The organism is Paenibacillus sp. LjRoot153, from assembly GCF_964253085.1.
Taxonomy (GTDB): Bacteria; Bacillota; Bacilli; order Paenibacillales; family NBRC-103111; genus Paenibacillus_E.
Genome location: NZ_CAXUQH020000001.1, coordinates 4,085,459 through 4,098,444, shown reverse-complemented (window position 1 = coordinate 4,098,444; position 12,986 = coordinate 4,085,459). Strand labels below are relative to the sequence as shown.

Below are 12,986 nucleotides of genomic sequence, written 5' to 3'. Positions count from 1 at the left end.
TTTTTTTGAGGAAAAGATAAGAGAACATAATCAGGAGCTCAAAGAGATTGAAAGTAATTCCTGGAAATGGTCTCGATCTGCCTCGAAGAAATCAAAACCCACTATTCTAACTGTTCTTTTGGCACTTATCGGACTGAAATTATGAACAGCACCTCCCAAAGTATGATCTGTTTCGTCTAATTTGAAAAGGGGGTGTCCGTAATGAAAATTAGTGTCTCATTAAAACAAATTATTGTAGGGTTTTTAATTGTGTTTATTATTGGGGTTTTTTCCCCTCTTGGAAAAAATATAAAAATAGAAGCAGCAAAAACACTCATTACGACAAGATACCAACAAGAAACTTGGATATTAGTTGGTAAAGAAAAAAGAGATGAATTAATCAAGGAGTTTTTATTTTCGGATGGCTCGCAGCTTTGGTCATTTTGCTGATTAAAATATTCATAAGCTACATATATTACTCGTTAATCTAACGGATAACGAGAGCTGAATAGGGGATGCCAAAGCATCCGTTTGACGGAATATTTAAGCAACAGTATACTTTTAGCGAGAGTAAAATAATACCAATTGGAGGGATTTGAAGTATGAATCAGGAAGTTACGGCATACATAGAAAATTTGCCGAAATGGCAAGCAGATATCAGTTCGACCCTACGGAACATGGTTCATGAGACGATTTCGGAAGCTGAAGAACGCATTCAGTACAAGAAACCACACTTTATGAAGAATGGACATTATGCAGCCGTCATTTCGCCTTCCAAAGACGCGATTGCCTTTATGATCATGAATGCAAACGGAATTGACTTTCCGAAAGAATTCGAAGGTCCTGCTGAACGAAAGTGGATTAAATTAAAGGAAGGGAGCACTCCAGATCTCTTCACGTTGTCCGGGCTTCTGAAGCAAGCCTCCGTCACGTTATAAATTCGACCGTAGAATCAATGGTAAAATATTAGGGGAGCAGCTCGCCGCGGTCGGCAGCAGCTCCTTTTTCATTTAAATAACGGGCAGTTATCTAACAAGTTGTGTAGCAACATTTGTTTGCGAAATAAGTCTAAAATGTCAATAAGGGCTGATACGATGAGAAAAATCATTCTACCATTATTTGTTTTATGTTTGCTGTTTAGTTTCAAACTGAACGAGCCAGTTAGCGCACTTTCATACGCACCTCCACAAGCAATAAAAGAAGAATTTGCGAACAGCACGATTGTGATTATGGGTACAGCTCTCAATTCAAATACTGCCAAATACGATTGGGCCGTTACTTTCCGTGTGAAGTCACTTTGGAAAGGAAGCACTGATTTGATTGAAAAAGGGATTTATGTAAGCGATTGTCCCGTAGAAGCAATTCAATTTCTGGATTTGGGGAGTAATTACTGTTTTAAGAATTAACAAGGTAACAGGAGTTGAAGACCAATGGGTTTTGAAAAAAGTAAATTCATTCAACTTACAATTTTAGTTTTACTTTTAAGCTGTTTCTCAGTATTAATATCGTTCATACTATCATTTTTTATTGGAGCCACAGTATTTTCTAATAAATTTGGTAACCCATATATTGGTGCAGTTCTTTATTACTTTTGGTGTTCCCTTCCAATCGTTTTGATTATGCCCTATGTGTTTTATCAAAGAATAAAGGCATGGAAGATTGGAGGGATATTTATAATATCCATCGTAAGTGGTATTCTGTTTTTTTTTTTCGTTATTTGTAATTCATCTGTACTTGGACAATATGGATTATTTTCCGTTAATTCAAACCTTAAGGGTCGGATACGCCGTTAAGTTTGATAATTTAAGTTTATATTTCCTTGGAGTATTATTCTCGGCTAGTATTCTCCTAATAGGATTATTTTCAAGATTCAAATTTACCAAATGTTTATGAGAAACGAAAAACCAATAAACTTCTAAGCTAACGGATAACGATAGCTGAAAAGGCTTACTTCGCGGCAGCTCATTATGCAGCATCGTTCTACTATTTGTAATAGGTTATTTATAATAAAGGAGATTGTTATGACAGCCAAATTGCTTGAGCTACTTGTATGTCTTATGTTGGGTTTTTTTACGGGAATATTGTTGAGTGGGAATGGCACTCATATTCAAGAAAGTGGCGTTCAAATTATACTCGGATGCATTCTTTGGATCTTGATTTTTGCTTATTTCAAAAGGAAATAAACTCGTATTTATTACTAAAGCTTAAAATCAGATTGGTTAGTTACTGAAGATAATTTGTTCAATGATAGCAATGTAAGGTTTGCCAGTTTGAACGAAAGGTGATCGTAGTCTTTTTTACTAGGCTTTTCTCAATGTGCTTTATTTTGTGGAGATTAAGGGAGGATTATGCAAGAATAATCTCATTTGAAAAGCTTTAGTTCCCAGTAAGAAATTACTGTTTAATTTCGCCGACCAACTAAGTGATTGGCACAATGTGTCTGCTTATATTACTTCTTAAGTGAGTACAATATATATGTTTCAAATTACTCAAAGGGGTGTGCGAAAGTTATGACTAATCAAAAGAAAAGCGTGAAATCCGAAAAGCAAAAAAACCAAAAACCAAATCAAAAGGGTAAAATTGATGAGGCAAATATTAATTAAGGTGGTTAGTTAACAAAATGGTTCACATATAAAGCCCTAAAAAAGCCTGAGGAAACTTTCCCACAGAATAGGTTAAATTTTTAAGCTTATTTCATCAAGATAGAAAGGAGGTAATCTCAATGTCCAATAAAACTAAAACTAAGATAACCAAATCTCAGCGTACCGTAGATAAGGAACTGCAATCTCGAACTCGAAAATCGCCTGACCAGTCTGCACAAAATAATACACACGATCAACCAGGTGATGCTTAAAACAACTTTCGAATTTGGAGGATAAATACAATGACATCCAGTAGAGGACATCAAGGAGCTCATGGCACGGGACAAATTGTTAAGCAACTGAACAATCAAGCCCAAGCCGCGGAGCAAATTCAAGGAAGTAATAAGTTCGATCAAGAAATTATTGCAGCCGCAAACGAACATAGTTCAGAACTGGATGAAATCATTGATACAGATGTCAGTTCCTAAGTTGAGCTTCGGCATGGAACGATCTAAAGTAATACGAGTTAGAGACCCGCGGCATGCTTCATGCTGCGGGTTTTTTTCTTGTTCGGCGGCACAAGCATAATCGTGTTTACAGTTAGTAAATGCGTAACAGCGAACACCAGTTGAGGGGCTTACCTCGCGGCAATTCCTTTTTTTCTTCATATAACTTAAGGGCAGGATACCTACAATTCATGGTGAAATATACATAAGAATTAATTTTCAAAAGGAGGACTTCTTATCGCTTAAGTTCATGATTTCATTCAATTTATCTGACCTCAAGACTTTCCCGTCTTAACCACTATTATACATACTGGAATTACAAATTAACCAGGGTCGGGTGATTTCGCTAACGGGAGACTATAGTTCAACCCGCCGCTAAATCTAATGGGCCAGTTAAGATCATCATTGCTATTTTATCCATATGGTAAAATTAGATGGAAACAGTTAATTGAGGTGAACTAATGGAGATATTAGTAATTCGACATGGTGAATCAGAGGATAAGATAGTAAATGCACTTGAACCGTTAACAAGTTTAGGAATTGAGCAAAGTAAAAAAATGTCTGTACGTGTTTCAAAAGAATTTCCACCAGAGTTAATTTGGTCAAGTACACTTCAACGTGCAAAGCAGACGGCGGATATTTTAGCGAATATCGTTGATTGTGAAGTGAAATATCTTGATGATTTATGTGAGCAGAAAGTTGATGAAAGCGACTTGAAGTTCTATGAGCGAGTCCAACAAATCTTTTCTTTCATAAAAGGAAATAGCAGTCAATATAAAAGAGTTGCCATTGTTTCTCACGGAGGAACTATTACAAAACTCATTGAAAATTTCCTTCAGTTACCTTCAAATAATAATGTCTGGTTCCATACCAACAGCACCGGGATTCACTTCTTACACTATCATCCCAAAGCAGATATTTTAAAATTTTCAAATAGCACTTGTCATTTAACCTGACGCAGAACTATTGTTCAATGAAAGAAGGCTGTTGATGCTATAGATCGGCAGCCTTCTCAGCTCCCTCAGCATTATTCCAATATGTGACGCCAAATTATGGAGAAGCTAACTGGCGCGTTTGAATACTGAAATACATGATTAACGAAATACCCCCGTTAATTAAATAAATACGCAAAAGCTACAATCGCTACTGAAGCATTGAAAAAGAAATCTAACAATTTCCAAGTGCTCACTGAACTTATGGCTCTATAAGCAGAAATAACAAATATGATGAGCACCGCAATTTGAATCAAGAAATGGGAGATATAGATATGCACGGTGATCTCCTCCTTATATTAAATGTCATAAGCCAGTCTATTCAAGTTGGTTTAAATATGTTTGTACGGGCTATTACTATTGACAAAGTTCGTAAATAAGCTGTTAAGGGAAAAATTTATTACATATTGAAATGAGAGTCAAAATCTAGGATTTGGAATGATTTATTATGTACTTAAGGACATTTTCAAAGGAAGAAGCATAGGTAAGAGATTAATTGGTCTAAAAGTAGTAGATAAAAATAACAACAATGATGTACCAGGAACAATACGATTAATGCTTAGGAATATAACAATATTAATAATATCGAAAGGGGCAAAATCAATTGAAGAATAACAAACCAGTGAAAATGGAAGATCTAATTAGTGAGATTGAGCTTCAAATTGATGATACTTTTACTTTTATAAACACTAATTCAGGCGAAGTTATTACATTAACGAGAGAAGAAATGAGAACTGTAGAAGATGAAGAACCATTTGAAAAATTTCCTGACTGGCAAAGAGAGAATATTGAGAAAGCTATCAGCATAATTGAGGATGAAGACGGGGTTTTCGTGGACTTTACATTAAGAAACAACTTCAATGAATATGAAATCATTGAGGAGTTTATTGTAAGGCTTCCGGATCAAAAAAATAGAGAAATACTGGATGACACCATTCGAGGTAGAGGAGCTTTTCGAAGATTTAAAGATAGAATAATAGAACTTGGCGTTGATAAGCAATGGTACACATACAAAGAAGGTAAGATAAGGCAATTGGTAATTGAATGGTGTAAGGAACACAACATAGAAATTCAGGATTAAGAACGGATCTTAAAGGCTGCCGCGGTATATGTATTCAAAGTGAATGGAAAAGAGATGGAACTAAAGAACAACCCGTTAGTAGTTGACGGAACATCCTACTTGCCATTACGAGAAATAGCTGGTCAGCTCGGATACGAGCTTAGTTATGACGATACAACGAGAACAATTAGTTTTGAACAAAAGCAAGTTGATAGCAATCAATATCAAGAATTAACCAAAGCCCCGGACTGTACCAGAGACCTAAAGGGGAATTCTCTATGTTGGTTTATAAAAATAATATCTTTGTCAATAAATCTGATATCCAAAAATTGGGGTTTCCAATTGAGGATGAATGGATACCGATAGCGGATCTCACAAAGTCCTATACAAAATCGTGCAATGTACTCTAAAACTGGAATATTACTAAACAAAGAAGACTTAAAAGCAAGGGGATTTATCAGTTATTGTTTCTTTATTAATGCATTAAACGACCTGAAAAAGGCTACCGGCAGATCGGTAGCCTTTTTCTCAATTATCGAGTATTAGGGTGGAATAGTCTAAATAATAAAAGTTAAATTATGGAAACCTTTTTACTTGTTCGCTTCGTTTGATTTATTATTGAACTAACAATGGGAGTTATGAGTTTTGAAAAAGTTTGTTTTAGGTCTTATATGTGGAATTGGGGGCTTTAGTCAAATATGAGGATGCCACAAAGACTATTCAAATAAATGAGACTTCGTTAAGCAAGAAGTTACAACTAAATGAGGCATTTCTAAATGCAGTCAAACAAGGGGAGCTCCCAGGGATTGAGTTCGGAATAGGCGCGACGAAAAATGATGTGTTCAGAACATGGGGGGAACCACAACGAACAGGAAAAAGACAAACCCAGTTTGATGCATGGTTTGATTACAGTTACTTTTTTAGTCCGAACCAAACAGTATATGCAATAGGAGTAGGTGGAGAAACCATCAATTACTCCGTTGAGGAAGTGAAAAAGGCATTGGGTCAGCCTAGTTACGAAGGACTCAGTTTTATAGTGGACGGTTGGGAACTAAATTACAAGGTCGGCGAGTATGTTTTGTTTTTTGAAGCCGATAAGAAGGATGGAACCGTTCATTACTTAACATTTAATATGATTGAAAAACATAAACATAAAATTTGCTGATCTGATCATAGATGGAAAATCACTATATAAAATGTTGATAAGGTATGATAAAGTTCCTTCGATTCCTGGTTAGGGCCAGTCTGGATCGAGCTTAAGCGTGCTGAGTAATATTATGACAAAAAGGGAAACTAAAGCTCAAAAAACATCAAAGCTAACATTTTACGCTAAGGGATATCATTTATTTAATGCAGGTATTCGTTGATTTTTCACAAAATATGGAAGATGAATGGTCTTCAGTATACTTCTGGCAATTTACATTATTGGTCCACTGCTCAAATAACTACTGGAGACCGAATTTGGTGGGGATTGTCTAAGGATACTGCGGATTTTTTGTTTATCGTGTATTGTATTAGCATTCATTAGTTTGATTGTTTATTTAAAATTTAAAGATTAGTGTTTTATATTATTCTGGTGGGCGTTCAAAGGAATTTTTGAAAATGTTTAGGAGGATTCATATGTTTAAGAAAATCCAAGGGAACGCTAGAGGCTGCTTAATTTATGAACCGATGTTTATTTTACCGTACAGTATGATTACTACGTATGCAACAGTATATATGTTCCAATTGGGAGTCAGTGAGAGACAAATCGGTTTTATTACTTCAGTGGGACTGATTATGCAGATCTTTACTTCTTTCATCAGTGGATACCTTACGGACCGGATGGGCAGGCGCCGGGCGCTTCTCTATTTCGATCTTATAAGTTGGAGTGCCGCTGCACTCATCTGGACTGTATCGCAAAATTTCTGGTATTTTCTGATTGCTGCCGTATTTAACAGTTTCCTTAGAGTGCCCAATACAGCATGGTACTGTTTGTTGGTCGAAGATACCGCACAAAATGATCGGTCTAACGTATTTAGAATTCTGCAACTCGTCGGGGTGATTGGGGGATTGTTCGCTCCGCTGGGTGGACTGCTAGTTAACCACTTCACGCTTATCCCTGCAATGCGTATTATGTACGCCATTTTTTGCGTTAGCTTAACGGTAATGTTCTTCGCCCGAAACTTCGCGACTCATGAGACGGAGATTGGAATACGAAAAAGAAAAGAGAGCGCATCTTATAACCTGAAGGACACCTTTCAAGCCTATATCAATACGGTTAAGACCATCCTGTCAAACCAGGCGTTGATGATTGTCTTTAGCGTGTACATTTCCTTTAATTTTCAATTGACTTTGCAAAACACATATCTCTCGATTTATCTTGTTGAAGCTTTGAATATTAGCGACGCACTCATTTCAATATTTCCGGCGGTATCCTCTTTAGCAATGCTCGCATTGATGTTCCTAGTTGTCCCGCGCTTAAAGGAGAATAAGGCACAAGGTTACATGATATGGGGATTTTCACTTGCAATCGTGTCAAAAATTATTTTAATTGCCGTTACCCCAGGGCAATTTGCACTGGTGATATTCAGTACAATACTTGCAGCTGCAGGCAGTATTATTGCTAGTCCCTATTTGGAGGCGATTGTCGCAAATTCCATCGATGACGAACAACGTGCCAAAATGTTTTCGATTCTGCAATTTCTTGTCTTACTATGTATCTCTCCATCTGGCGTAATCGGCGGATGGACGTATACCATCGATCCTAGGCTGCCTTTCATCTTAATCATTATATCTTCCATCGTAAGCATAGTTTTGATGATCGTGTTAATGCGTAGGGAAGCCAAAAAAATAGTTGATCATTTAGAAGTTAATAGGAAGTGACTCCATGTTGGTTTGTTAGCTGCCTTAAATACGGAGTAGATACAAAACATACTCGTTACCTAAACGGCTGATGCAGGCGGACACTCTCCATTGTTACGCTTTAAACTGACATTTGCTTGCAAATTAACATGGGACTGATGGGAAGGCGTGCCATGATGAATTAGACTATGGAAAACATCGCACCACCGGGTGATAACGGCACAGTGACATCTTTATCTATCTGAACGCTACGATCACAGATTTGCCAATCCCTCTCGGCATAATGTGGAATAACCCATCCTTTGAGAGGGAATGGCGTGGTGCTAAGTCAGCCATCTAAAAATTAACTAATAACCCCAGTACTTGTTATGTGCACTTGAATTTTCGTGTTCAACTTCACTTCTTTATATGTGTTATTCCAGTCGATGTTTTTCCACAGCTCAGGGTACTTTACTCTGAGCTTTCTACCAATTCCAAACGCATCGCAATTCGCCTTTAATAATTGATCTGTCACTGTTATTGCTTGCTTGTTTAACGCAGTAGACAAATTTTCATTTAACTGTTCACGATCAATTTTTTGCCCCATACTGCCTGGGGAGCTGCTAAGGGCACCAAAAATATCAAGTGTAATGGAGCATTCGATCTCTTGGGTATTTGGATCAACAGATACGTCGAATACTCTCTTCAATTTCTTTACTTCAAATGTAGTAATTGAAGCAGTCTCTGACTCGTTAGCCATGTTTTGTCTAGGACTCTGTTGAATTGAAATATCCATAAAGGCGTGTTTGTTTAGCTTATCTTTTAGAAGCAATAGGAGTGTACTGTCTTCTTGGGACAAAGACACTCCGGTATATTTGTCATCATTAAATAATGCGGTACTGTCAACTACAAGAGCTTTATTATCAATTCTACGAATCATGGGAAGTACCGTATCTTCACCGGGATCAGTGATTTGACTCCATAACGAAAAGAGCGTTAGCTCTGGCACGACGGTCGTACGATCGGCTCCTTCAATCATTTGTTTAATGCCAAAAGCAACAGGGCTATTTTCTATTTTTTGAAATGAAAGAATGTCAGCAGCTTTCCCCTTACTAATAATAATATTCGATTTCAGATAACCTTTAGGATTTCGGTAAAAAAATTCCAAAGGAGAGATCATACCGCGCTTCGCCAGCTCTTCACTAACGATTATGACATGCGTTTTGGTAGCTTCTATTGTACCTGGCAGCATACTATCAATTTTGAACCCGATTTGGGAAACGGATTCCCCTGTAGTTTGGATGACTTCATCCTTCACATCAAATTGCCCGCCGCCTTTACTTTCTAAGATGATAGCTCTCACTGTTCCGAGGAGTTGGTTGTCTGTTGCAGCAACATCAAGGCTTATCCCGTTTAAGATTTTTTTACTCGTTAAATATTGAATATCCCAACAGCCTGTGAGGGTCATTGAGAAACATCCTAAGCAAAGCGCAATATACCATTTTTTTCTCATGTTGACTTGACCTTTCTATTCTTTTTCAGTAGGAAGGACATTATCCATAACAGGAATGGAATTACGACAATCATAAACAGGTACCCATATTCTAACCATTTGCTGAAGATATCAAAATTTTCCAATGCGGATAGATAGGACGCTAATAGAAAGATAAGTCCTCCACTGAACCCGATCATTCGTCGATAAGAAATTTGATTGGTTGTTAGACTTTTACCAGCTAGGGTTAGATAAGACACAATCGTGACGGTCATTGGAATAATCCAGATTGTCAAAAAAATTAGATCTAAACGATCAAACAATTGATAAGTTAACCCTTTGAAAATAAACAAAACGGGCTCATTCACTTGTGCTAATGCGATAGGACTAAATCCGATCAGACAAAGGAATACAAAGTACGTATAAAATAACGTAACAAAGCCATTTGCCAAAGAGATGACACGGAGCAACCCTTTGGGGTTATTTTGGACATGGGCAGAGAAATAGAGGATCACCTCAAAACCAAGCATTGAAAAAAAGGTGTTTTCACTTCCCTTAAAGATTTGCCAACTACCTGCTTGACCTACCGGCAAAATGTTAGTAAATTGCATGTCATTACTAAAGTTTAAAAAACTGATCAAGAGCAGTAGGGCAAAAAGTACGGAACATAATATGAAAAACCTACTAATGATGCGCAAGTTTTCAATGGCTAAATAGACACCAGCCCCAATGATGAGCAAAAGTAATACCCAACTGGGTGTAAGCGCGAGCATCCAAGTGTTCACTAATTTCACATAAAGTGTACAGGCATATCCCGCAATAACGATGAAAAAGACATAATAGATAAGGTTTAGAGCTTTGCCAACATAGACGCCCAATATACGAACCGTCATTTCACTTAAGGTCTGATTTGGAAATTTGTTGAGCAGCTGCCAATATACGAGAAGCAATAACTGAATGACAACCCCGGCCACAAGGACGGAGATCCAAGCATCCCCTTTAGCGGATTCCTGAATTTTCGATGGCAAGGATAACAGTCCTATCCCAATTTGCGTCTTGATGATCAAAAAAAACAAGTGAGTTCTACTTATCGTAGGATTCAATGGCGCTTCCACCTCACAAAGAAGGAGTGTTTAGTGCTGCCAGGTTGTTTATTGTTCTTCCATGTAGGGAGTCTTAGAAAAATATCCTTTAGATTCTGTTTACCTGTAAAAGGACCAAATGGTTCGAAATAAGCGATCCCTAATGTCTCTATCTTGCAAAGATGAATAAAGATAATCATCATCATGATGGCAATTCCGAAAAAGCCAAATAAAGAAGCGGCAAGCATGGTAGGAAATCCTAAAATCCTCAAACTGGTTCCAAGCTCATTAATCGGAGTTGCAAAAGAGGCAATCGCCGTCAATCCGATGACGACAATCATGGTATGAGAAACCAAGTGGGCTTCCACAACGGCCGTGCCGATAACTAATCCTCCAACGATACCAATCGTTTGGGCGATGGGGGAGGGCAAGCGGATTGACGCTTCTTTCAGTAATTCAAGAATGATTTGCATGGTGATTGCTTCCAAGATCGGCGATAATGGCACATAAGTTAATGAAACTTTTACGGAATATAAGATCCCGATCGGAAGTACTTCGGAATTGTACGACACGGTAGCAATATAGACCGCAGGTAAAGAAATGGCCAAAATAAAACTAATTAAACGAATGAAGCGGAAAAAGGTCCCCGTAATCCATCGGTTGTTGTAATCATCGGGGGATTGATAAAATGAAAAAAAAGTGGTGGGAAGAACCAAGACGCTGGGACTGCCGTCAACAACAATATTAATTTTTCCCTCCATCAAATAAGAAACAGCGCGATCCGGTCTTTCGGTCTGTAGGGATTGAGGAAAAGGAGAATACGGATGCTCCTCGATCATCTCGTCAATATTTCCTGCGGAATATAAATAATCAAGATCAATAGACCTTAATCTTTTCTCGCATTCTTCGATGATGGTTGGATTAGCAATGTGATCTATATAGATCATAGCGACTTTTGTATTCGTGACATGGCCGATTGTAAAGTACTTCACCTTAAACTTAGGACTTCTTATCCGATTGCGGAGCAAATAAATGTTCGTGCTCAAACTTTCAATAAAACCTTCATGTGATCCCTGAATGACTTGTTCAGATTTGGGTTCTTGGATATTTCGGACATGTGATTGTGCGACTAACATCATGAATGCGATTGGTTCATTTTCCATGACCATGATGCATGACCCATTTAGTAGATACTTCCCAATTTGAAGAACATCATTGGAATGCTTGACTTCGATTGATGTTACGATTTTCTCAACTACGCCTAAATTTGAATCCAATAGAGGCTGAATGACGCTAGTTTGAAGTAATTCAGCCTGTACAAGGGATTCTATATAGACTAATGCGCAAGCTTGATTGTTAAATGCAAGGTTATGCGTCATCAGATCTTCTGTGTTAGATAAGTGTTCTTGGATCTGAGTAATTAGAAATTCGAGATCTCCAGGCTCTAACTCAATTGTAGAGGACTCAGATTCCATGAATGTGTGTCTAAGGTTGTTGAATTTCATGTCATCCTCACCCCGCCGCTAATATTCCTTTACCTATTATTAACAATTAGCCCTATAATTATTTTTCGATATTGGGGTAAATGGACTTTGCGAAAGATCCTCACTTCTTGGATAATTATGTTAGTACATTCTTAAATCCAGTAGCACTAGTGAACAAGCCTGAGGGAAAGCATCCTTTGAGCATTCAAATTTTAATTTCTATTTATTTTATATAATAAATCATGTATGATTAATGATATCGAGAAGTGAAGAACTTGATAACATAAATTACAAGATATTGAGGCGATAGAAATGAAAAAGAGCCTAAGCCGCTATGTACTAACCGATGAAATCTACACGTTGATTAAGGAACGAATCCTTAACCATGACATTGCTTCTGGTGGCAAAATCAATATTGATCAATTAGCCCGCGACCTTGAAGTCAGTAACATTCCTATTCGAGAAGCACTTACTAGGTTAACGGCAGAAGGTTTGGTCAATACGGTTCCTTTTAAAGGGATGTATGTGGCCGAGATGTCGCTACAAGAGTTGGATGAGATGTTTGAAATTCGGATAGAATTGGAAGGCTTGGCTATAAAGAAAGCAGCACCTCGAATACCGGGTGTTTCCATTGCGGAACTGGTGCAGGAGATGAAAAGCTGGTCTAGCAGGAAACCGACGGAAATCGAAGAACAAATTCAATTCATTGCCGAAATGAACGAAAGATTGCATGGTTTAATTCTGGAGCACTGTGACAACCAATCTTTGAACCAACTGATCCATTTATATATTGAAAAAATACAGAGATACTTATCCTTCATTCATAAAGAGATCGATATGCAAGTGATTGAAGAAGAATGGTATGAACATAATCTCGTTGTAAAAGAGTTGGCCCATGGTAATTTTGAGGCTGCAGAAAAAGCTCTATTACAGCATTTAAAACATTCGCACATAAGAACTAGAAATTTCTTTCTATAAATTTTTTT

At 37.5% G+C, this 12,986-nt stretch carries 16 protein-coding genes; 12 read left to right on the top strand and 4 right to left on the bottom strand.

Going from position 1 to position 12,986, the window contains the following annotated elements:
• Positions 1-201: 201 nt before the first annotated feature.
• The 6 genes from ACSQ8P_RS17595 to ACSQ8P_RS17570 all read left to right on the top strand — a co-directional run bounded on the left by ACSQ8P_RS17595 (position 202) and on the right by ACSQ8P_RS17570 (position 4,023).
• Entirely contained in the window at positions 202-429 is a 228-nt protein-coding gene (locus ACSQ8P_RS17595; protein WP_436236341.1) for a hypothetical protein, read from the top strand.
• Positions 430-581: 152 nt separating this feature from the next.
• On the top strand, positions 582-917 hold the full coding sequence (locus tag ACSQ8P_RS17590; protein ID WP_436236340.1) for a DUF1801 domain-containing protein: 336 nt from the start codon (positions 582-584) through the stop codon (positions 915-917).
• Positions 918-1,073: 156 nt separating this feature from the next.
• On the top strand, positions 1,074-1,385 hold the full coding sequence (locus tag ACSQ8P_RS17585) for a hypothetical protein (protein ID WP_436236339.1): 312 nt from the start codon (positions 1,074-1,076) through the stop codon (positions 1,383-1,385).
• Between the two features lie 1,316 nt (positions 1,386-2,701).
• Complete coding sequence (locus tag ACSQ8P_RS17580; RefSeq protein ID WP_436236338.1) at positions 2,702-2,833, top strand: hypothetical protein; 132 nt, start codon at positions 2,702-2,704, stop codon at positions 2,831-2,833.
• 30 nt (positions 2,834-2,863) lie between these two features.
• Positions 2,864-3,049 (top strand): hypothetical protein, encoded by a 186-nt coding sequence (locus tag ACSQ8P_RS17575; protein WP_436236337.1) that lies wholly within the window; start codon positions 2,864-2,866, stop codon positions 3,047-3,049.
• Between the two features lie 479 nt (positions 3,050-3,528).
• Positions 3,529-4,023, top strand: a complete 495-nt coding sequence (locus tag ACSQ8P_RS17570; RefSeq protein WP_436236336.1) for a phosphoglycerate mutase family protein — start codon at positions 3,529-3,531, stop codon at positions 4,021-4,023.
• Positions 4,024-4,178: 155 nt separating this feature from the next.
• Here ACSQ8P_RS17570 and ACSQ8P_RS17565 read toward each other — a convergent pair whose 3' ends face one another.
• Positions 4,179-4,340: a hypothetical protein gene (locus tag ACSQ8P_RS17565; RefSeq protein ID WP_436236335.1), complete on the bottom strand. Its 162-nt coding sequence runs from the start codon at positions 4,338-4,340 to the stop codon at positions 4,179-4,181.
• A 157-nt stretch (positions 4,341-4,497) separates the two neighbouring features.
• On the opposite strand from ACSQ8P_RS17565, the gene ACSQ8P_RS17560 reads away from it, so the two are divergent.
• The 5 genes from ACSQ8P_RS17560 (at position 4,498) to ACSQ8P_RS17540 (ending at position 7,984) form a co-directional block, all read left to right on the top strand.
• A complete protein-coding gene (locus ACSQ8P_RS17560) occupies positions 4,498-4,674 on the top strand; it encodes an RDD family protein (RefSeq protein ID WP_436236334.1) in 177 nt (58 codons plus the stop codon).
• Positions 4,664-5,140, top strand: coding sequence for a UPF0158 family protein (locus ACSQ8P_RS17555; protein WP_436236333.1), 477 nt, complete (start codon positions 4,664-4,666; stop codon positions 5,138-5,140). Before ACSQ8P_RS17560 ends, ACSQ8P_RS17555 begins: the two co-directional genes overlap by 11 nt.
• 39 nt (positions 5,141-5,179) lie before the next feature.
• On the top strand, positions 5,180-5,485 hold the full coding sequence (locus ACSQ8P_RS17550) for a stalk domain-containing protein (RefSeq protein ID WP_436236332.1): 306 nt from the start codon (positions 5,180-5,182) through the stop codon (positions 5,483-5,485).
• Between the two features lie 307 nt (positions 5,486-5,792).
• A complete protein-coding gene (locus ACSQ8P_RS17545; RefSeq protein WP_436236331.1) occupies positions 5,793-6,284 on the top strand; it encodes a DUF4309 domain-containing protein in 492 nt (163 codons plus the stop codon).
• A gap of 455 nt (positions 6,285-6,739) precedes the next feature.
• Positions 6,740-7,984 (top strand): MFS transporter, encoded by a 1,245-nt coding sequence (locus tag ACSQ8P_RS17540; protein WP_436236330.1) that lies wholly within the window; start codon positions 6,740-6,742, stop codon positions 7,982-7,984.
• 322 nt (positions 7,985-8,306) lie between these two features.
• On the opposite strand, the gene ACSQ8P_RS17535 is transcribed toward ACSQ8P_RS17540, so the two are convergent.
• The 3 genes from ACSQ8P_RS17535 to ACSQ8P_RS17525 are packed head-to-tail and all read right to left on the bottom strand — an operon-like array spanning position 8,307 to position 12,021.
• On the bottom strand, positions 8,307-9,455 hold the full coding sequence (locus ACSQ8P_RS17535; protein ID WP_436236329.1) for a Ger(x)C family spore germination protein: 1,149 nt from the start codon (positions 9,453-9,455) through the stop codon (positions 8,307-8,309).
• Positions 9,452-10,549: a GerAB/ArcD/ProY family transporter gene (locus tag ACSQ8P_RS17530; protein WP_436236328.1), complete on the bottom strand. Its 1,098-nt coding sequence runs from the start codon at positions 10,547-10,549 to the stop codon at positions 9,452-9,454. Before ACSQ8P_RS17530 ends, ACSQ8P_RS17535 begins: the two co-directional genes overlap by 4 nt.
• Positions 10,534-12,021 carry a spore germination protein gene (locus ACSQ8P_RS17525; RefSeq protein ID WP_436236327.1) on the bottom strand — a complete coding sequence of 496 codons (1,488 nt, stop codon included), beginning with the start codon at positions 12,019-12,021 and terminating at the stop codon, positions 10,534-10,536. The genes ACSQ8P_RS17530 and ACSQ8P_RS17525 overlap by 16 nt, the downstream gene beginning before the upstream one ends.
• A 291-nt stretch (positions 12,022-12,312) precedes the next feature.
• Between ACSQ8P_RS17525 and ACSQ8P_RS17520 the strand changes: the two genes are divergently transcribed.
• Positions 12,313-12,978 (top strand): GntR family transcriptional regulator, encoded by a 666-nt coding sequence (locus ACSQ8P_RS17520; RefSeq protein ID WP_436236326.1) that lies wholly within the window; start codon positions 12,313-12,315, stop codon positions 12,976-12,978.
• Positions 12,979-12,986: the final 8 nt, after the last annotated feature.